This window comes from Saccharibacillus sp. JS10, assembly GCF_024436065.1.
Taxonomy (GTDB): domain Bacteria; phylum Bacillota; class Bacilli; order Paenibacillales; family Paenibacillaceae; genus Saccharibacillus.
On sequence record NZ_JANFNS010000004.1, the window covers coordinates 328,523 to 350,256 of the forward strand.

At 49.9% G+C, this 21,734-nt stretch carries 11 protein-coding genes; 8 read left to right on the forward strand and 3 right to left on the reverse strand.

Features of this window, described 5'->3' with window-relative positions:
- The first annotated feature begins 200 nt into the window (after positions 1–200).
- Complete coding sequence (locus NOM90_RS14345) at positions 201–11,363, forward strand: S-layer homology domain-containing protein (RefSeq protein ID WP_255942819.1); 11,163 nt, start codon at positions 201–203, stop codon at positions 11,361–11,363.
- A gap of 61 nt (positions 11,364–11,424) precedes the next feature.
- Here the strand turns inward: NOM90_RS14345 and NOM90_RS14350 are convergent, their stop codons facing one another.
- Both NOM90_RS14350 and NOM90_RS14355 read right to left on the reverse strand, forming a co-directional pair.
- Complete coding sequence (locus NOM90_RS14350) at positions 11,425–12,108, reverse strand: CidB/LrgB family autolysis modulator (protein WP_255942820.1); 684 nt, start codon at positions 12,106–12,108, stop codon at positions 11,425–11,427.
- Complete coding sequence (locus NOM90_RS14355; RefSeq protein WP_255942822.1) at positions 12,105–12,476, reverse strand: CidA/LrgA family holin-like protein; 372 nt, start codon at positions 12,474–12,476, stop codon at positions 12,105–12,107. The genes NOM90_RS14350 and NOM90_RS14355 overlap by 4 nt, the downstream gene beginning before the upstream one ends.
- 149 nt (positions 12,477–12,625) lie before the next feature.
- On the opposite strand from NOM90_RS14355, the gene cidR reads away from it, so the two are divergent.
- From cidR to NOM90_RS19340, 6 genes are all read left to right on the forward strand, one after another.
- Entirely contained in the window at positions 12,626–13,540 is a 915-nt protein-coding gene (cidR, locus tag NOM90_RS14360; protein WP_255942824.1) for a cidABC operon transcriptional activator CidR, read from the forward strand.
- A 130-nt stretch (positions 13,541–13,670) separates the two neighbouring features.
- The gene (locus tag NOM90_RS14365; protein ID WP_255942825.1) at positions 13,671–14,444 is read left to right on the forward strand and encodes an ABC transporter ATP-binding protein; all 774 of its coding nucleotides are present in this window, start codon (positions 13,671–13,673) and stop codon (positions 14,442–14,444) included.
- Complete coding sequence (locus tag NOM90_RS14370) at positions 14,441–15,307, forward strand: hypothetical protein (RefSeq protein WP_255942827.1); 867 nt, start codon at positions 14,441–14,443, stop codon at positions 15,305–15,307. Before NOM90_RS14365 ends, NOM90_RS14370 begins: the two co-directional genes overlap by 4 nt.
- Positions 15,300–16,097 (forward strand): ABC transporter permease, encoded by a 798-nt coding sequence (locus NOM90_RS14375; RefSeq protein ID WP_255942829.1) that lies wholly within the window; start codon positions 15,300–15,302, stop codon positions 16,095–16,097. The genes NOM90_RS14370 and NOM90_RS14375 overlap by 8 nt, the downstream gene beginning before the upstream one ends.
- Before the next feature lie 27 nt (positions 16,098–16,124).
- A complete protein-coding gene (locus NOM90_RS14380) occupies positions 16,125–16,805 on the forward strand; it encodes a response regulator transcription factor (protein WP_255942831.1) in 681 nt (226 codons plus the stop codon).
- Positions 16,793–18,328: a sensor histidine kinase gene (locus NOM90_RS19340; RefSeq protein ID WP_255942834.1), complete on the forward strand. Its 1,536-nt coding sequence runs from the start codon at positions 16,793–16,795 to the stop codon at positions 18,326–18,328. The genes NOM90_RS14380 and NOM90_RS19340 overlap by 13 nt, the downstream gene beginning before the upstream one ends.
- Positions 18,329–18,437: 109 nt before the next feature.
- Here NOM90_RS19340 and NOM90_RS14390 read toward each other — a convergent pair whose 3' ends face one another.
- Positions 18,438–20,315 (reverse strand): LTA synthase family protein, encoded by a 1,878-nt coding sequence (locus NOM90_RS14390; RefSeq protein ID WP_255942836.1) that lies wholly within the window; start codon positions 20,313–20,315, stop codon positions 18,438–18,440.
- Between the two features lie 294 nt (positions 20,316–20,609).
- On the opposite strand from NOM90_RS14390, the gene NOM90_RS14395 reads away from it, so the two are divergent.
- Entirely contained in the window at positions 20,610–21,722 is a 1,113-nt protein-coding gene (locus NOM90_RS14395; RefSeq protein WP_255942839.1) for a C40 family peptidase, read from the forward strand.
- Positions 21,723–21,734: the final 12 nt, after the last annotated feature.

The window sequence follows — 21,734 nt, forward strand, 5'->3', positions numbered from 1 at the left end:
TTTTGTTGTATCTTTGGGTCTGAATAGTAAATTTATCCCTTTTTTCTGTATTCAACTGGAATTTTTCTGTGTAATATTGTATAAAAGTTCCATATATCATCTTTTTTGTTAGAGCTCTCTTTTCGATATGGGGGTGTGGTACCAGAGGTCGTTCTTTAGTCGCAGAAAAATCAGACATACGAAAGGAAGTTGATGTGAAGATGGAGAAAAGGGCTCAACAGAGAACTTGGAAATCTTGGTTTAGCGGATTGATGGCGATTGTGCTATTGGTCGCCATGTTTCCTCTCGCGCCTGATCGTGCTTCTGCAGCAGGCACATTGACGGTTACTTCGTCAAATCCAAATGCAGTAGCAGGAGATACGGTAGACATTAATGTCACCTATACCAATAGTGCCGTATTAACACTGAATCTCGGGGCGCTGGATTACATATTACCAGCCGGAATCAGAGCTACGACTAACGATCAAATCAACGGTGTAAATTTGACTGCTTCTCAGATTCTTGATAATGGTCAACGTGTACGCCTTAGCGGTCTTAGCTTGTCGCTTTTGCAGAGCAATATGGTTCTGTCACTGAGACAAAAAACACTTCCGACTTCGGGAACGTATAATTTCGAATCTCGAATTTACGGGCTTACTCTCGGTGTAATCAATACCACACCAAGCGAGACCACAACGGGTAGCGTATTGGTTTCCGCACTTACTCTTCCTCTCTCTTCAATCACGGCAACCAACAACTCCGGTAATGCTGACGTCATTGCGGTCAGTAATATTAAAGCCAACGATATCGTGAAAATCTATAATACAGATGGTTCATTGCGTACCCAACTCACAGCAAACGCGGACGGAACGCTGAACGTTCCGGTTACGTTGACCCCGACAGGTGGTTCAGTCGGAGTAAGTTTGACGCGCGGTGGCATCGAAAGCGCAAGAGTTCAAGTCTCTTATCTTGCCGAAATCGTACCTCCGATTGCGTTGACTTCGATCTATATATCTAATCAATCCGGGAATGCTGATTCAGTAACCGTAAACAACTTGACGGCAGGCGACCGGGTTCGTTTGTATACAGATGCTATAGGCGGTACAGAATTGGTTACTTCTACAGCTGTGCCAAGCGGACAGACATCGATCGTTATTCCAACGACGCTGACTCCTGCAGGCGGTACTTTATACGTGGCACGTGTACAAAACGGATTAGAGAGCGCACGTACACCTGTCGTGTATTTGCCTGAAGTAGTTGCGGCACTTACATCGAATCTGATAACGATCACGAATGCTTCGGGAGACGCTGATATCGTACGGGTAACTGGATTGACGCCTGGCGATGTGGTGCGTGTCTATGCTTCAACAGACGGCATTACTCCTCTTCAAACTTTACAACCTGCCGGTGCGAACGGTATCGCGCAAGGTACAGTAGCGTTGACGCCAGGCGGCGGCACCGTGTACTTATCGGTATTGCGTAACGGCATCGAAAGCGTAAGACTTCCGGTTGTCTACGTAGCGGAAGTCGTTCGTTCATTGCTGGCAAGCGACGTGACGATTCAAAATAACGGGAATGATACCGATTTTATTTCGGTCAATGGCTTGCGCGAAGGGGATCGGATTATCGTTGATATCGGAACTGGGACACCGATTACTTCCGATCCTGCCGACGGAAGCGGAAGCGTCAATATTCCAGCTACGCTTCTGCCGAGCGGTGGCAGTGTAACGTTGAGTATTTTGCGTAATACGATTGAAGGGCCAAAGCTTACGCTGCTCTATGATCCAGAACGTGTAGACGCTCCTGCTGCTTCAAGTGTGAACGCAGTCAATAATTCTGGGAATTCAGATACAGTGACTGTAAATCCTGTGGTTAGCGGCGATGAAGTAATTGTCTACGACTCACCAACTGGAAGTACGGTGCTCGGTCGTACGACTGCGACTTCTACAACGGCTACAGTGTCTTTGAGGCTAAAGCCTGAAGGCGGAACCGCTTATGTGGCCATCCAAAGACGCGGTAATATCAGCTCGCGTACAGCGGTCACTTACAATGCAGAGACCGTAGCCGCACCTGCATTAGCGGATATCACAGTCGTAAATGGAACACGAAATACCGATTCGGTAACGGTACGTAATTTGCAGGCAAACGACCAGATTAACGTGTATGCGGCAAACGGTACGACCTTACTCGGTACAGCTCCAGCCACGCTTTCCGGAGGTGCTTATTCCGCGACTTTAGCGGGTCAGACATTGACCCCTACAGGCGGAAATGTTCAAGTCAGCATTACTCGCAATACGATTGAAAGTCCAAAAACGCTTGTGTCTTATAACGCGGAAGTTGTAAATCCGCCAGCACTTGCAACGATTACGGTCGTCAATAATGTAAGCCCATTGGCAGATACAATCGCAGTCAATATGTTGCAATCGGGCGACATCATTCGAGTGTATCAAGGGTCTTCGCAGACACCTACTGAATTCACGGTCGGAGCCAATAGCACAACAGTCTCTGGACAGCTAACCCTTGACCCGACAGGGGGCACGCTACGCGTCAGTGTAGTGCGTAATGGCGTAGAAAGTACAACGACGTCAGTCGCTTATGTAGCAGAAAATCCGGACTTTAACGGTTCAGTGTCTGTTATCAATGCAGAAGGAACGACCAATGATTTGGTTAACTTCTCGAACCTTGCATCAGGTACTACCGTTCAGGTGTTTGGTAATGCTACAGGAACAGGGACGCCTGTATCTGGAACCGTAGGAATCAATGGAACGCTGAGCCTTGCAGCAAGCACTTTGACATTGAATCCGGCAGGAGGTCAAATCAGTTTCCGGTTCACGCCTCCAAACTCTGCGATTAGTAATCTAATTGTTGTAGACTACTTGCCAGAACCGGTAAGCCCGCCAAGCATGGATAGCATTGTACCGGTCAACAACACAGGCAACGCAAACGATAGAGTGACTATTTCGCAGTTGCGTGCTGGCGATGTTGTAAATGTGTACGTACTGGATGAGAATGGTACGTCTCCTCAACAACCTGTCACTCAATCGGCCACTACCACCGATGGAAGCAACTACTCGGCTGTCGTGAATACACCGCTGATTCCTGCAGGCGGAGCGGTTGAAGTCAGTATTACTCGCAATACGATCACGAGTGATCGCACGCGAGTAAACTACTCGTCCGAAGTCGTTGATCCTCCAGCGATCGCGGACATCATCGTAACTAATGATCCAGATACCAATGCAGATTCGGTTCAAGTCAACAACTTATTGAACAACGATGAGATTACAGTCATTAGTTATACAGCAAATGGTACTGAAATTGATCGCGGAAACGAAAATTCAGGAACAGGAAATAGCGCTACAGTTAACTTGGACTTGGTTCCAGCAGGCGGTTATGTAACGGTGGCGATTACTCGCAACACCATTACAAGCGCTGCGACGCGTGTGAATCACAACGCGGAAACGGTTCCTCCTCCTGCTCCTACAGACATTACAGTGACCAACGGAGCTGGAACGGCGCAAGACACAGTCGCTGTCTCTGGTCTAAGAACCGGAGATTACGTAGAAATCACGACCTATGATCGTGATAATACTCTGATTAACACGTATCGCGTAGCGGCTCAAGGAACTACGCCGGCTACAGCTACAGCCAATGTAGACTTGGCTCCAGCCGGTGGTTACGTGACTGCGGCAATCGTACGATATAGTAACGCTGGCGCAGGCGGCGTGACTAGCGCCGCAACGAGCGTATCGTACAATGCAGAGGTTATACCCCCACCTGCTGTCGGTACAATTACCGTAACCAACAATACAGGGAATTCCGATACTGTATCGGTAAACGGACTGCAATCGGGTGATGAGATTCGTATCTACAATGCGGACGGTAGTGAGCGTCTGGCTACCGCACCGGCAACTGTAAACGCGGTGAACGGTATCGCAACTGCGACGGTACAGTTGATACCGGGCGGCGGCACTGTGCGTGTCACTATCGTAAGAAATACACTTGAAAGTGCTAGCACGCAAGCGACTTACGGTAGCGAAGTTGTTGCCGCACCTTTGGCATCGAATATCACGGTCGTCAATGGAACGGGTTCAGCGGATAGCGTCACGGTAAGCGGCTTGCAAGTGCAAGATCTCGTAACCGTAACAAATGGAACTGCGACATGGACAGGTACGGTAACCAGTGGGAATTCTGTTCAAATTCCGGTAGAACTGACACCGGAAGGCGGCGTTGTTCAAGTCAAGATTACACGCAATACGATCGATAGCCCTGCAACAGCGGTGCCTTACTCGGCAGAAGTCGTTCCAGCGCCTTCAGCTTCGAATATTACAGTATCCAATGTAGCGAACAATGGAACTCTAGTGGATACGGTAACCGTTGTTGGGGTGACAGCGGGCGATACGGTTCGCGTCTATGATCCGAACTACAATGTGATCGGTACAGCTCAGGCAACAGGTGCTTCTGTTACCATCAATATTCCTGACAATTTGGTTCCGACAGGCGGCAGTCTATATGTTGCCGTGGAGCGCAATGGTATCTTGAGTAGCTATGTACCGGTGACTTATGCAGCGGAAACGGTAGAACCGATTGACATTGCTCAAGTTTCTGCAACAAATGCGATTGGCAACAATGACACACTAACGGTTGGTGGGTTGAATAGCGGTGATACGCTTCGCGTATATCGTGCGAACGGTTCGGTATTGACGTTCACGCCTTCGCAGACGGATCCTTCTGTATTTACAACTACATTCAATCCGAACGGCGAGACGTTAACTTTGGTTCGGGTACGAAATGGGATCGAAAGTACAGGTGTAACCTTCAACGTAGGCGCACAAAATGTACCGACAGTCGACGCGAATTCGGTAACGGTCGTCAATAATACCGGAGCGCAAGATACAGTGACGATTGCGGTAGCGGCAGCCGACTATGAAGCCGGAGATGCTTATATCGTGTATGACGAAGGCTTGAATCAGATCGGGCGTTCCACTACGTATAGTAATGGAAACTTCGTGATTCCCGTTACGCTTGTTCCTGGTGGCGGCACGGTGAGTGTGGCTCTGGAGCGCGGTACGGTAGTTGGACAACCGACACCCGTTCCTTATGCAGCAGAAACGCCTCAGCCGAACACAGGACCTGCTGCATCCGATATTACCGTGACGAACGGAGAAACCGATGAAGATCCGGTCGTTGTCGATAACGTGATTGCAGGCGATGTCGTTATCGTCTATGCGACAGATGGAACCCAACTGGGTACCGCTACCGCTACCGCGGATGGCAGTATTACGGTTTTAGTTAATTTGGATAATGCAACCGGCGGCACGATTGAAGTTGCGATTGTTCGCGACGGTAACGAAAGTACGCGGACACCACAGACTTACGCTGCTTATGATCCGGATCAACCTCCTGTACCGGAAGCGGCGCAAGTAACCGTGGTACGGTCAGCTGACCCGGATGAAGAAGATGTCGTGACCGTCAGCGGTCTGGTCGAAGATGACGAAGTTCAATTCTTCGATGATGAAAATACCAATATCGGGGAAGCGACAGCGAATGATTCAGGCGTAGCTGTTCTGCGGACGCTCAGACTTAAATCTTACGCAAGTACGCTGAAATTGAACGTGACTCGCGCAGGAGTACCGAGTGGCCCGCTTGCGGTTTCTTATGCAGCAGAAACCTCAACGGTTACGGCTCCTACAGCAGCCAACATCACAGTAAACAATGCAGCAGGGACGTCTAATGATACAGTGACTGTAACAGGCGTTACCGTTGGAGACCGAGTACGCGTTTACGCGTCGAACGGAACTACACTGCTTGGCGAGATCAGAGCAACAGGAACGACTGCAATCGTACCGGTTCAACTGGGCGCTCCGGCAGGTAGTGTGCGCGTAAGTATCGTGCGCGGGACTTCCGAGAGTCCGAGTACGCTCAAATCTTATCTTGCCGAACCTGTAGCGACACCAGCTCCGGCGGCAGCAGATATTACGGTCGTCAATGCTCGCGGTACAACGAATGATAGTGTCACCGTAACGGGTGTTACATCCGGTGATATTGTACGCGTGTATGCAGCAGATGGCACAACCGAACTTGGCGAACGTACAGCGACAGGATCAAGTGTTGTCATTCCTGTTGCATTGGGCGCAAGTGCAGGGACAGTTAATGTGAGCGTGGAACGAGGCGGATTCGAAAGTCCGCTTACGCAAGTCTCGTACGGGGCGGAAGTATCGCCTACACCAAATGCTCCGGCAGCATCGAGTATCACGGTAACGAATGATGCAGGCACAGCCAATGATCAGGTAACAGTCGAAAATGTCCAGTCGGGCGACATCGTTCGTATTTACGAAGCTGGTGTTACGAACCCGATTGGTCAAGCGACGGCTACAGCTACAAGTATTACGATTCCGGTTGTTTTGAAATCGGAAGGCGGTAGCGTGACCGTTACTATTGAACGTGCCGGTGCGGTAAGCCCACGTTCGGCTGCGGTTACGTACCCGGGTGATCCGGTTCCACCGGCTCCGGCAGCCAGCAATATTACAGTCACGAACGCGACGGGCAATACAGCGGATCGAGTTGTTATTGTCGAAGATGTACAAGCGGGCGATTTGGTTCGTGTCTACAATGCCAATGGCACAACCGAACTCGGTCAAATGGTATCTTCAGGCACGACCGTAGAAATTCCGGTTGAACTGAATGCTTCGGGAGGTAGTGTTCGCGTCACGATTGAACGCGGCGGCGTACAAAGCGTCCTGTCCGCTCCAGTCTCTTATGGACCTGAACCGGCTCCGGCAGCTCCGGCAACCGATGCGGTTTCGGTCTTCAATCGGACAGGAACAGCTAACGACGAAGTGAGAGTTGCAACAGGAGGTAATGTCCAAGTTGGAGACATTATCCGAGTCTACGCTGCAAATGGCACAACTCTGCTTGGTCAGCGTACTGCAGTTGCGACAAGCACATCTATTCCAGTTGCTTTGAATGCAGCAGGTGGAGCCGTGCAAGTTCGGATTGAACGCAACGATCTTCAAAGCAATCTGACGGGTCCGATTAATTATGGCGCTGAACCGGCTGCACCGAGCGCACCGAGTGCGCCGCTTGCAACAGATATTGCAGTATTCAATCGAACTGGAAATAACAATGACCAAGTTGAAGTGGAAAATGTTGAGGTGGGCGATATTGTTCGCGTCTATGGAGCGGATGGAACAACATTGCTTGGTCAGCATACAGCAACAACGACAACCACTCTAGTCGATGTTATTCTTGATCCGGCAGGAGGATCGGTTCGTGTAAGGATTGAGCGTGGAGGGCTCCAAAGTGCTTTATCAGCGCCTGTCACTTATACGGCGGAGCCAGCGGGAGCAACAGCACCAACGGCTCCGGCAACCGCAGACATTACAGTGAATAATGAAACAGGAACAAATAACGATTCGGTTGTAGTCGATAATGTGGTCGCAGGCGATATTGTCCGCGTCTATGCCGCAGACGGCACGACGCTGCTCGGTCAATATACCGCTACATCGACAACAGCAACAGTTGCGGTGATATTGAACGCAGCAGGTGGAACGCTGCAAGTACGGATTGAAAGAGATGGACTGCAAAGCCCGTTATCGAATCCGGTTACGTATGCAGCGGAACCAGCCGCACCAACCGCTCCTGAAGCACCGGTCACTGGAGAAGTTGATGTAGACAACCAACCGGGAACCGCTAACGATACCGTAACAGTCAGAGACGTCGAGGTAGGCGATCTGGTTCGAGTGTATTCCGCTGACGGTACGAGAGTACTGGGTCAAGGCGTGGTTAGCGCATCGCCGATCGTGATCGCGGTCGAGTTGGAGACTGGAGGCGGAACAGTAGCCGTCTCGATCTCCCGAGGTGAACTTGAAAGCGGGAAGCTGCAAGTTCCGTATAACGCAGAGAGTATCCCAAGTCTTGACGGCGCGGACTTTGCAACGACGGTTTATAGCGATGGAACCGGTACAGTCGTCGTGACCGACGCCAGCATCTTGGCAGGGGACGTAGTCGTGCTAAACATTGGCGGTGTTGAAGCTCGCGGAACGGCTCAATTTGATGGTAGCGTGACGGTCACGGTTGCAAGTGGGCTGGATGCAACAGGCGGATCGTTCACAGCGGTGCGAGAACGTGACGGAATTCCAAGTAATGCGTCATCGCCGATTCCTTATGACGCAGCAGCAACGGGTTCTGCGCCGACGCCAAGCGTCGCCGATATTACCTATGACCGAGTTCAAGGTGAGGTCACTGTCGCAAATCTTCAAGAAGGCGATATTGTCACCGTGACGGTAGGCGGACAGTCTCAAACAGGCACAGTCGGTACAGGAGATACTTCGGTCACCGTAAACGGCTTCAACTTCGCTGATCAAGGCGGAAGAATTGAAGTCAGTGTGCAACGTGACACAGATACAGGTTCTCCTGTGACCGTTCTGTACGATGCGGTTGCACCGCAACAGCCAGCGAATTCGGATATTACGATCAATAACAACGTAGGTTCGGCAGATGCAGTGATCATTATCGATAATGTTCAGCAAGGCGATCACTTTATCGTCTATGCTGCCGATGGCGTGACGATTCTGGGTCAAGCGACCGCAACATCCTCTTCACCGGTGACGATTCCAGTCGCGCTTGATCCGGCTGGAGGAAGCGTACAAGTTTCGGTCACTCGTTATGGGCTAGAAAGCGATAAAGTGTCAAAAAATTATGATGGAGAAACACCGAATGTACCTCAACCTGCTCTTGCTGATATTACAGTAACGAATAATACGGGCAATGCAGATACGGTAGAAGTCGACAATCTCCAAGCCAACGATACCGTCACGGTATACAACGCAGACGGTTCGGCGATTTTAGGTAAAGAAACGGCAACTTCGGCAGGAAGTTTGACGATTCCGGTGACATTGAATAACGGAAGCGGCAACGTTCAAGTCTCGATTACGCGAGGCGGTACTGAAAGTGCGAAGACAACGCAGTCTTACACTGCCGAGCCGGGAGCTGTAGCAGCTCCAGCAGAAAGTGATATTGAGGTTACAAACAACGCAGGCAATAACGATACCGTCCAAGTAGACGGACTGCAACCGGGCGATGTGGTAACCATCTATTCTGCTGACGGACAAGCGATCTTGGGTAAAGAAACAGCTACGGGAAGTAATCTCACGATTAACTTAACGTTGCTTGATGGAGGCGGAGACATCCAAGTCTCGATCACGCGCGGAACTACAGAAAGTGCAAAAACAGAAATTTCGTATGAGTCCGCAACAAGCACTGTAACGGCTCCGGTCGCTGCCGATATTACCGTCAACAACAATACCGGCAACAACGATACGGTAGAAGTTGCCAATGTCCAAAATGGCGATATCGTTACGGTCTACAATGCAGACGGTACAGCGATTCTTGCGAGAGTGACAGCGGCAGAGAATGGAACGCTTGAACTTCCATTGACGCTGAGCAGCGCAGGAGGCAATATCCGGGTTTCGATTAGTCGCGGCAACGTGGAAAGTGCGAAGACTTCGAAGAGTTATGATGCAGAAGTCAGCCAAGTTCCGCAACCGCAAGCAAGCAACATTACAGCGACTAACAACACAGGCAATGGCGATACGGTAAAAGTCGATAATGTCCAAGTCGGCGATGTCATCACGGTATACGCAGCAAACGGAACTACCGTACTGGGCGTTGCGACAGCAACGACAACCTCGGTGACATTGAACGTGGTACTGGATGCGGCAGGAGGTTCTGTACAAGTCGCGATCACTCGCGGCAATGTCCAAAGTGCAAAAACGCCGCAGACGTATCCAGCCGAGTCCAATAATGTACCGGCTCCGTCAGTAGGAAATGTTGTGGTTACAAACAACTTGGGATCGCAAGACAGCGTGAGAATCAGCAACGTTCAAGTCGGCGATACCTATACGATCTACGCACGCAACGGTAGAACAATCTTGGCTAGAGCGACGGCAACAGAAGCTGGAACGCTTACGATTCCGTTGACGTTGCCGGAAGACGGCGGAGAAGTTGAAGTAACGGTGACAAGAGGGAACGTGGAAAGCGCGTCGACGCCAGCGCCTTATCAAGCAGCCCCGACCACAATCAATGCACCGTCTGCTGCCAATATTACAGTCAGCAACAACACAGGTAATGCAGATACGGTAACGTTGAGAGAATTGCAAGCCGGAGACACCATTACGATCTACGCGGCAAACGGAACGACGATTCTGAATCGAGTGACCGTTGGCTCTGATCCGGCGACATGGGTTATTCCGGTTACACTGAATCCAAACGGAGGAAGTGTACAAGTCTCGATCAACCGCGGCGGCGTAGAAAGCGCAACGCCGACGACCGTAACTTACGGTGCTGAACCAACAGCTGTACCTGCGCCAGCACCAACGAATGTCGCGGTGAATAACAACGGAGCAGCAGGTAGTAGCGTAGTGATCTCGAATGTCCAACCGGGCGATATTATTACGATCTATGCAGCGAACGGAACGACAGTGATCGGTCGTGGTCAAGTCGCACCTGGAGCAACCAGCATTACGATTCCGGTATCGCTTAACGAAGCCGGAGGAAATCTCCAAGTGACCTTGACGCGCGGCGCTACGCAAAGTGCGCCAACACCGGTTGTTTATCCGGCACGTATCGAAGGCGAGCAACCAAATCCGGGCACTGGTGGCGGCGGAGGCGGTGGAGATGCCGGAGGCGGTACTCCAGCACCAACACCGACAAATCCAGTAACCCCAGAGACGAACCCAGTCACTCCGGAAAGTGAAGGCGACGGCGAAGATATCGATGTACCGGGACGGATTGTGACATTGACGATGCGCGAACCGCGTACGTTCAGCGATATTTCCGGATACTGGGCGCAAAGTGCGATCGAACGTTTGGCGGCACTTGGCGTAATCGATGGTCATCCGAACGGAACATTCAAACCGCGCGAAACGTTGTCGAGAGCACAATTTACGAAAATGATCGCGACGTTGTTGGATATTCGTTCGCAGAACACCCCAATCTTTACCGATACACCTGTGAATCGTTGGTACACCACTTCGATTCAAGGCGCTTATGAGCAAGGAATCGTCGATGGATATACCGGAGGCAACTTCGATCCAGACGAGCCGATTACACGTGAAGAAATGGCGAAAGTCTTGAATAATGCAATGCTGTGGTTGAACCCTGACGTATTCCCGAATACGCCAAATTACACAGCGGCGCAAAGCTTCCGCGATTACAACCGTGTAGGCAACTGGGCGAAAGAACCGGTCAGCCGGATGCTGGAAGAAGGCATCATGATCGGGAAAACGAACGGTATCCTTGATCCGAAAGGCAATGCAACACGTGCCGAAGCGGCAACCGTATTGGTTCGCCTGCTTGAGCGCATGAGCGATAACTTTACGTCTTAAAAAGTAACCCATAACAAAACCCCCGTTCTCCGTAATCGGAGAGCGGGGGTTTGTTTGGGTATTAACCCAAAAATCCCAGCAGCATAGGTGCGGCTACTAGCGTGAACAACGCAGCCAAAATCATCGAAATGCTAGAGATTGTTCCGGTAAGCGGGTTTAATTCGAAAGCTTTGGATGTGCCGGTTCCGTGCGCACTCGTTCCCAGCAATACACCGCGAGCAATGTCTCCTTCGATTCGAAGCCATTTGAACATCGAAGGTCCGATCATCGCGCCGAGTAATCCGGTCATAATGACGAAGACCGCCGTGATCGTCGGCACTCCGCCAACCATTTGCGATACATTCATCGCGATCGGCGTCGTAACCGAGCGTGGTGCTAGGCTGCTCGCCAATTCAACATTCAAGTGCATGAGACGCGCTAGCAATACCGAAGATAAGATCGCCATCAACGATCCGAACAATACGCTGGTCACGATTTCGCCAACGTGTTTTTTGAGAGTTTGAAGATTTTTATATAACGGAATTGCAAAAGCGACGGTAGCCGGTTGAAGTAACTTGGATAGCCAAGCCCCGCCTGTATTGTAACTATCGTAAGAGGAGTGAGTAACAAGTAGCAGAACGACCAGTATGACCGGCGTGATTAGAAGAGGAGAAAGATACACGTATGGAAAGCGGCGATAGATCCATTTGGCTACATAATAAATGACTAAAGTAGCGGTTAAATACGTGACGATTTCGGAGATCATACGTTAGCACCCTCCTTTCTTTTCGATAATACTCTCGCGAGAAGGCCGGAGCTTGCCATGACAATAAGCGTGCTTGAAATCACGACAGTCAGAATACGAATTCCGTCTTGCTCAAATAAAGGAATGTAATTCATTACGCCAACGGCGGCGGGGATAAAAAATAACAACAATTCGGCAAGCAGCCAATTGGCTCCCAATTCGATCCATTCCAGTTTGACGATGCGAAAATGTAAAAGACCAAATAATATAAAAATCCCAAGAATGCTACCCGGAATCGGAAGATGCATCCAGAGGGCAAGCTTATTCGTAAGCCAAGAAAATCCCATCAATAAAGCAACTTGAGCTACAGTCAGCCATAACTTTTTCATCCGAATAGTCCTTTCTGATATAATTATTGTTTGTATTGAAAATTTTACAGCCTTTTCTTTCATGAGTAAAATGAATATAAACTATACTTATCATTTCTTTTAGTTATGGATAAAAACAAAATTAAAATCCGGAAAGGAATTATGCCCTTATGGATATTCGACATTTGGAGTATTTTCTTCAAACGGCACGTCTTCAAAGTTTTACTCGCGCCGCCGAATCGTTATACCTGAGCCAGCCTGCAATTAGCAAAGCGATTCGGCAATTGGAAGAAGAACTCGGTGCTACTTTATTTGATCGGATTGGCAAAAAAATCGAATTAACAGACGCAGGCAAAGTCGTGATGGAACAAGCACAAGCGATTACTCAATCGTTCTCTAGCCTTTCAGCGAAACTTGGAGACTTGGCAGAACTCAAAAGCGGTCATATCAAAATCGGGCTTCCGCCTATGGTCGGTTCCAGCTTTTTCCCTAAAGTCATCGGAGCTTTTCATGACCGTTACCCGGATGTGACCTTGCAGGTGTTTGAAGACGGAGCGAAAAAAGTAGAATCCGATGTCGCAAGCGGTCTGCTGGATATCGGAGTCGTGGTGTTGCCTTTATCGTTCGATGTATTCGATTCTTTTCAGTTTGCGGAAGAACGTCTGAACTTAATCGTACCTTCGTCACATCCTTTAGCCGGAGCGAAAAGTGAGAAGTTGGAACAATTGGCGCAAGAAAACTTCGTTTTTTTCCGGGAAGACTTCACACTGCACGACCGGATTATCAACGAATGTTTACAGGTCGGATTTCAGCCGAAAATCGTGTACGAAAGCTCGCAATGGGATCTGATCAGCGAGATGGTCGCGGCAGGGCTTGGCGTCGCGTTGTTGCCGGAGACGATCTGCCGTCAGGCATCGGGAAAAGCGGTAAGCGTCGTCCCGTTGGAAGAACCGGCGATCTGGTGGAAACTCGGAGTCATTTGGCATAAAGACCGGTATCAATCTTTTGCGGCGCGCGAATGGATCTCGTTTACGAGGGATTGGTTGGGCGGGACGCCGACAAGAGAAGGAAGCAACAACGAGTAACGATTTTTTGTATCTGCTTGATTTTTCCGATTCTTTATTCTTTCTTTAGATTCGTTTTCTACACTGGGGTTATCGGAAGTTCGACTTCCGGAAAATCGGTCGCAGGAGCGGCGAAGGAGAAGAATCGCATATGGAAAAGATCAAGCAAGAAAGCCGAATCGAGATTCCGCAGGTCACATATCCGCTAGTGGAAATAGGCAATGTTACGAAAAAAGTACGGAAGCGCACCTTGTTAAAAGACGTGTCGTTCACGGTCGAGCGAGGTGAAATCTGCGGGCTACTGGGTCCTAACGGAGCAGGGAAAACCACTTTGATCCGTGCTATGACCGGATTGATTCGTCCCGATTCGGGAGATCTGTTGATTAGCGGAAGAAGTGTAAAGCGTGAGCGCGAGATCGCCGTGATGAATATGGGAGCTATCGTGGAATCGCCGATCTTTTTCCCTTACATGACAGGCCGAGAAAATTTAGATAACCTGGCGCTCCTGCATCCGAATCTGCCAAATCGTCAAGCACGCAAGCGCCGGATCGAAGAAGTGCTGGAAATCGTGCATATGGACAAGCGCGCGGACGAAAAGGTCAAAACGTATTCGCTCGGTATGAAGCAGAGGCTTGGCATCGCGCAGGCGCTGCTTGGCGATCCAGAGCTGCTTATTCTAGACGAACCGGCAAATGGCCTTGATCCGATGGGCATCCGAGAGCTGCGCGAGCTGATTTTGAAGCTTAAGACTAAGTTCGGCAAAACCGTTCTTGTCTCCAGCCACCTGTTGGACGAGCTTCAGAAAATCTGCGACCGCATCGTTGTGATTCGTGAAGGCGAGCTGGTTTTTTCGGGCAGCCAAGAAGAAATGATCGGCACATCGGGCAGTTTGGAAGATGCTTTCGTGGAGATGATGACGCGATGAGCGTACGGCTAACAGAAAAGGCGAAGACCGTCGGTTTTATGAGACTTTTCGAAGCGGAATGGAGACGTTTATGGAAAAGGCGATCCGTTCGTCTGATGGCATTCACTGCGCCGCTCGCGGCAATGTTATCGGCTGTATACTTGTTGTCGAACAATCAGCGGCTTGATCCGGGTTTGCCGGAATATGCGACAGCGGGAAACGTGCCGGTGCTAGCGCTTGCCGAAATGCTGATTACCGTATTCAGCGGAATGATGCTTGTATTGGCTGGCTTGACGGTGACGGAAGAATACCGCGGCGGTCAGCTTCGGATGGTCATGTTACGCGCCGCGTCGCTAACTCGGATCATAGCGGCAAAATGGCTAGCGTGCCTGGCATTCGTTTTTATTCAGTTACTCCTATATTTGGGCTGCTGCGTTGTCATCGGCAAGATGGTATTTCCGAACCCGGACACTTATCCGTTGTTCTACGACGCCGGCATAGTGTCTTACGCGCAAGGGCTACTTTACGATCTGGAATATTATGGATTGGCTACGCTGGCTTTGGCGGTATTGTTGACCGTGTTTTTTGGCATTGCGACTATAGGTCGTTCGTCCACGGCAGCCTTGGGGCTAGGAATCGGATTTTTGCTTCTATCTTACGCGTTTCCTACCATGCTTGCTTATTTTCGTCCGCTGTTGGACACGCAAGTTTATTTTCGGCTGCATTTTTCGTCGTTGCTGATGATCGAATGGGAAGGCTTGGCGGCGATGATCGCGAATCTACACGGGCTTGCGCTTTGGAACATAAGCGTGTTGGCAGGGTATGGCGTAGTGTTCGGCGGTATGACGGCGTTGATATGGAAAAGGAGAGATTCTTTTGAATAAGAAAAAAGAAGTCAGTCTAGGCAAAATGGTACAAAGCGAAGCGCAGCGGATGTTCAAGCGCAAGCGAACCTGGGCCATTCTGATCGCGTATATGATATGTACGCTGCTGGAGTGTATGTTTTTGACAATGACAAATACGAGCTTTTACGATCCACAGCGCAGCGTAGCTTTGAATTCGCTTAATACGTCGCCATTTTTGCTTAGAGAGCTCGCGGTTTTGATAAATTTTATCGTGATTCCAATGCTGGCTGTGGACAGCTTCAACGGAGAAGTTGCTTCGGGAGCGCTGCGCCTGGCTTTGATCCGCCCGGTCTCGCGCGTCAAAATATTCGCGGTCAAGTGGCTAGTGCTCGGCTACATAATAGGAGGGCTGACGCTGTTCACCTGGGCGGCAGGTACGGTATTTGGACGTATCGCGATGCCTTCCGTCGAAGAAACGGCATTTATAGGTACCGGGCAGCTAGATAGCCTGGGCGCGCTTGCTTTTACGTTGGGCTTTTACGCTCTGGCTTTCGGTGTGTTTTTGACGTTGATCGGAATCGGCGGTGCCGTATCGTTGATCGCGCCAAATCCCGTATTGGCATATATCGGTATGTTGGCGGCGATCGTCGGAGGGCTTTACGTGTCAGATCGATTTTCGTTTTTATTGACAGTATCTGATTCGATCTTCCATTTTATCGGCAACATTCCGGGTGGCGACGCTTCGCTAGCTTTGGTGCTATGCCTACTGCTGGCTAGCTGCGCTATACTAGGAACATGGAGTTGGCGGGCAAGGGAGTGGACACAGTAAGCAAGCGGAAAAAAGGGAGGAATACAGATGAGCGAAACGGTGCTGCTGGTCGATGACGAACGCGATATGGTGGCATTTATGCGTGACGCTTTGGAAGACGAAGGCTATAAGGTGCTATGTGCGTACGGCGCAGAGCAAGCGCTTGGACTGCTTGCATACAAGCCGGACGTGATCGTACTGGATGTGATGATGCCTGGAATGGACGGTTACGAGTTATGCGCGGCGATCCGGGAGCAGGCTTCGTGCCCGATCCTGTTCGTCAGCGCCCGGCGTTCGGAAGAAGACCGGGTACTTGGGCTTATGGCGGGCGGCGACGATTATCTGATAAAGCCATTCGGTCTACGCGAATTCAAAACTAGAATTTACGCACATCTTCGCCGGGAAAAAAGAGACCGTGCGACTTCTGACCGCTTTTTGCGTTTTGGCAAGCTTGCGATCGATGGGAAAGGGCGTGAAGTTCGGCTCGGCAAAACCGAAATCGCGTTGACCGCACGCGAATTCGATATTTTGCTGCTACTGGCGCTGCATCCAGCTCAAGCATTCGCACGCGAAGATATTTATGAACGGATTTGGGGGCTGGAAGCAGAAGGAGATTCGGCGACTGTTACCGAGCACGTGAAAAAGATTCGCGCGAAATTGAGCGTCGTAGACGCGGAATCCAATCCGATAAGTACGGTCTGGGGGGTCGGATACAAGTGGCAAGCTTAAGCGGAAGCAGGCGTTCCGAACCCGAACGCAAAGTAAAGTCTTTGAAAGTATGGATCGGACAGGCTTTCCGCCGTACGCTGCTGCTTAGCATACTGGCAACGCTATTGACTTGGGCAGTCGGATTTGTCCTGCTGATTGTGTTCGGAAGCGTACTGCGTCCAGCAAATTATTATGAGAACCAGATTCCGGAAATCGTCTCGCGCCTACAAACGGTAGAAAATGTAGTTGCGCCGACATCGCGTTCGGCAGTGGAAAAGATCGTACCCGGAGAAGGAATCGGTTACGCTGTCTACAATATTTTTGGAGAACAGGTATATGGGTCGTTTGAGCTAAGTGAGCCGATGAGAATCGAAGGTACGGCGGATCTACTTAAGCGACTGAACCGTCAGGTACCTTCGGACGGTTATTATGTGCGTTACGAGCCGCTGACAGAAGCGGATGGTCGATTCGTAGGAGCGATTGCTCTACGCTACAAGCTAACGGTCGCGGCGTCGAATCCGTCTTGGAGTATTCCTGTGCTGTTCGGCGGGCTGCTGATGGCAGCTGCGCCTTTTCTTTATTTATATCGCTTTGCGATGCAGGGCGGTCGAAAGCTAAGTAGGCGGTTGGAGCAACCTTTCGCGCGCTTGATTGAAGGCGCGGAGAAAATCCGCGAACACGATCTGGACTTTTCGCTCGAACGCGGGGGTACCAGAGTTCGCGAGTTGAATCAGCTGCTTGCGGCATTTGAGCAGATGCGTGAAGCTTTGGAAGAAGCGCTGCGCCGCGAATGGGAATCGGAGCGCGAGCGCCGCGATATGATCGCGGCAGTTGCACACGATCTGGGTACGCCGCTTAGCGTTATTCGGGGACATGCCGAATTGCTGATAGAAGTTAACGCTCGTCATCCCGAACGCGCTACGCGTTACGCGCAGACGATCTTGGGCGCAGTAGACCGTTCGATCCGATTGACTGCCGATCTATCGGAAGCGGCGAACGTGGAACGACCGGATTTTATCTTGTATCCGGAATCGGTAGACCTGGAAGCAATCGTTCGCGCGAAAGCACGGGAATATGCTTTTTTGTGCCGCAGAAGCGGCGTTGCATTCGAGGTGAACATCTGTGATCGGAGAGAAGAAGGCAAAAGGTCTTTGCTTTGGCTGGACCAAAATCAGATCAACCGGGTATTGGATAATCTTATTGGTAACGCGCTACGTTATTCGCCGGAAGGTGGTAAGATCCAACTTGTACTTGATATTCATTCCGGCGAAGCCGAATTTGAAGTGCGCGATGAAGGGCAAGGGTTCGCAGAAGCCGAAGCTGGGCGTATTTTCGAAAAGTTTTACCGCGAAGACGCGTCAAGATCTTCCGATGCGCGATTAAACGACGGGGCGCATTCAGGGCTAGGTCTGTTTATCGCACGGACGATCGTACGCAGGCATGGCGGAGAGATCGCTGCGCGCAATCTTCCTAATAGAGGCGCAGCCGTACGTTTTTCCGTCGCAGAGCTGGATGCAGAATCTCATGGAAACAAGCAAGATTAACATGATTCGCGGGTCTTTATTTACTTACACAAAAGGCTGCCCCACAAGCTATTCCGTAGCTTTTTGGGCAGCCTTTTTTTTAATAAAGCTTGCAACGATCGAATTTCGGTTATTCTTCGTTTTCCGCACCCGGGCGATCCGGTTGTTGACGGACATAGCTGCTGGACAGTTCAAACAGTTGCAACATGCGGTTGTACTGATCTTCGGTAACGCCGGAAGACGCCATACCGCCTTTTTTCAGCGGATAATAGGTGCCGTCTTCATAGCTCGTACCGGGGATAAACAGAGTGTCGCCTGCAATCAATGAACCGGAAGGCCAGTAATACCGCTCGGGAATCATATTTTCGCTTTGATTCAGCAAATCTTGCCCGAAGTGGATATGATCGTTTAACGAAATCCCGAGCAGATTCGCGGCGGTTGGCAAAATATCCACTTGGGCGCCGAGCTGCGTCTGGACATTGTCGGCATCAATCCCTGAACCCAGAACCATAAACGGAATATTCGGCATATCGCTATACGTGTAATCATGACCGAAAATTTCTTTGGCAAGCGCCAAATCTTGTTCGTCCATCGAATGGATCGGAAGACCGAGGTGGTCGCCATATAGCATCAATAGACTGTCATCCCATAGCCCTTTGGCTTTGAGTTCATCGATCAACAGACCCAGACTGTAATCGGCATAATTTTGAGCACGGATATAATCGCCAACCAATGTCCCTTCATAACGCTCCGGCAGTTTCATTTTGTACTTTTCTTCCGGAATCGTGAATGGGTGATGGGCGCTCATGGAGATGATTTGAGCATAAAAAGGTTGATCGGATTGATCCATCTTTTGCAATTGATCCGTCGTTTTCGCATACAATACCTCATCGGAAGAACCAAAAAATACGGTATCGTCTGTGCCGAAAAAGCTTTTGTCATAATAGTTGTCGAATCCGAGCGCGGCGTACAATTGATTGCGACTCCAAAAACTCACATCGTTCGTATGGAAAGTCGCGCTCGTATAGCCGTGTTCTTTTAACAGCTTCGGCAAGCTCGGTAGTTCTTTTTCGCCATAAGCAATAACAGAAGCTTTGCGCGGCGGGATATAAAACGATGTATTCACCGTGAACTCCGCATCGGAAGTGTTTCCTTGACCCGCGCTTTGATAAAAGTTCGGGAAATACAGCCCTTCTTTAGAAAGCTTGTTGAGGTTCGGCGTGATTTCTTGCCCGTCAATCTTAAGACCGATCATAAAATTCTGAAGCGACTCCATTTGCAAAATGATTAAGTTTTTGCCCTGGGCGGCTCCGTAATAGTTGGCATGATTTATTTCTTTAATGCCTTTGAGTTCGTCGATCCGGTCTTGAGAAATTTCGTCGAGCGGAATCGGTTCATCTTCGCGATCGGTAAGCAAAGTGAATGCTTCGTAATTTAAAATCCCCATTTTCTCCGCTTGCACCAGTTCATTCATACTCGCGCGGTTCGGCAAAATATTGAGCGCACACAAAATGAGCGACACCATGAGCATACTCCCGAGCGCCCGGCGACTCATCCGGCTTTGAACGATATGTTGGCGCCAATGGCGTGCTTTTTTGCTGGCAAAAAACCAGACGCTCAGCACGATAATATCGGTGAAAATAAGTAAATATTGCGGTGACATTAACGAAAATACGCTATCGCTCACATCAACGGCTTGTTGAGCTTGATCCAGTGCATGGTAGCTGAAGACGACGCCATAATATTTGAAGTAAATGATCGCCGTGAAAAATAGCCCTGTCACGATCAAGTTCGTAATCATGTACCAGAGCAGTTTGCGCTTGGTCGCGAGCCATTCAATCAAGCAAAAAACGATCCATAGAAACGGAATCTCTGTCAAAAGAGGGCCCCAAAGCGGTTTGTCTTCAAAAATAGGCCCCCAGGCAATATACCCTTTAACCAGCAAAATCAGAGTGAAAATCACAAATGGTTGCGTCAGCAAAAAACGCCAATTTAGGTTCGATTTCACGATGCCAAACTCCTTTACGATAAACTTCGACTTGCAAAAAGGCTGGATGCGGCGTGCATGCCAACCGAAAATACCTGTTATATAGGGATAAACCTTTTTAAACAATTTGTCCCAATTTTCAAGCCGATCAGCTTCAAATCTTTAATTATTATGCTCCTTGCTAAATAAAGATGTCAAAAACGTTTCCGAATTTGCTTGAATTTGCTCAAAAAGCTGGCGATTCCGGTCGATAAAAGTTAAAATATCGTTAGATCTTATTATCCGTTTATATCGCCGTATTCGAAGGAGGGAATCATGAAAAGAAAGCTTCTTGGTCTGCTTGCAGTATCGACTCTGGCAATGACCCTACCCGCTATCGCGGAAGCGGCTCCCGGTAAAGTCGATCGTCCCGTGAATCTCAGATCGGCTCCGTCGGCTTCCGAAGGTAGCGTATACCGCACTTTGCAGCCCGGAACCAAGCTCGAAGTGTTGGATGTATCAAACACATACTGGCTGAAAGTGAAAGTGGCAGACAAAACCGGTTACGTTTCTTCTTCTTATGTGACGGTTGCCAAAGAATCCACCTCTTCAGTCGGAAAGAAAGTCGCTTCTTCTTCGACCGTTAAGTCTGGAACTTCTGCGAATGCAAGTTCTTCGTCTTCGGTGAAACCTACAACGCCTCCGGCTATAGCTACGGTGAAGCCGACTCCTGTTGCTTCTACAAGCGCTTTGACCGGAAGCGGAGTCGTGACGAAAAACGTTAATTTCCGCGCGGAACCGATCACGGGCAGCGACGTCTACCGTGTATTGTCAGCAGGCGAAGCTTTTGTCGCTGTAGAATTAACGAATTCGGCTTGGCTCAAAATTACGGATAGCAACGGTGTAAGCGGCTACGTATCGACTGGATTCGTATCGTATACATTGCCGGGCGGATCGTCTTCGACAGATCTCCCTGTTGTAACGCCGCAACCGTCGGCAGTCGCACCTTCTACTCCTTCTCCAGCACCTACAACACAAGCCCCTGCATCTGGTAATCCGATTTCTTCGGCGATCGCAGATCAAGTGATTGAGGACGCATTGGCGCTACAAGGGATTACGCATTACGGTTTTGGCAAAAACGACGCGCCGGTATTGCTGGATTGTTCGTCGTTCACTCGTTACGTATTCGGTCTGCAAGGGATCAGCTTGCCGTTCGGTACCGCCTATCAAAAAGACATCGGAATCGCAGTCGAAAAAGACCAATGGCAAAAAGGCGATCTGCTCTTCTTCTGGGATAGCGTACCGGGTCTGATCGGTCACGTAGGCATCTACGATGGCAAAGGCAATCTGGTTCATAACAGCGCGAGCAAAGACGGCGTTGCGATCTCCCCGCTTAACCTTAAGTATTGGCAAGACCATTACGTATCGGCAAGACGCGTGCTGCAATAGTATTGGCTTCAA

Bases quoted from the DNA above. Each gene is read 5' to 3' on its own strand.
- NOM90_RS14345 (WP_255942819.1), top strand. From the start codon at position 201: ATGGAGAAAAGGGCTCAACAGAGAACTTGGAAATCTTGGTTTAGCGGA.
- NOM90_RS14350 (WP_255942820.1), bottom strand. From the start codon at position 12,108: ATGATCTCCGAAATCGTCACGTATTTAACCGCTACTTTAGTCATTTAT.
- NOM90_RS14355 (WP_255942822.1), bottom strand. From the start codon at position 12,476: ATGAAAAAGTTATGGCTGACTGTAGCTCAAGTTGCTTTATTGATGGGA.
- cidR (WP_255942824.1), top strand. From the start codon at position 12,626: ATGGATATTCGACATTTGGAGTATTTTCTTCAAACGGCACGTCTTCAA.
- NOM90_RS14365 (WP_255942825.1), top strand. From the start codon at position 13,671: ATGGAAAAGATCAAGCAAGAAAGCCGAATCGAGATTCCGCAGGTCACA.
- NOM90_RS14370 (WP_255942827.1), top strand. From the start codon at position 14,441: ATGAGCGTACGGCTAACAGAAAAGGCGAAGACCGTCGGTTTTATGAGA.
- NOM90_RS14380 (WP_255942831.1), top strand. From the start codon at position 16,125: ATGAGCGAAACGGTGCTGCTGGTCGATGACGAACGCGATATGGTGGCA.
- NOM90_RS14395 (WP_255942839.1), top strand. From the start codon at position 20,610: ATGAAAAGAAAGCTTCTTGGTCTGCTTGCAGTATCGACTCTGGCAATG.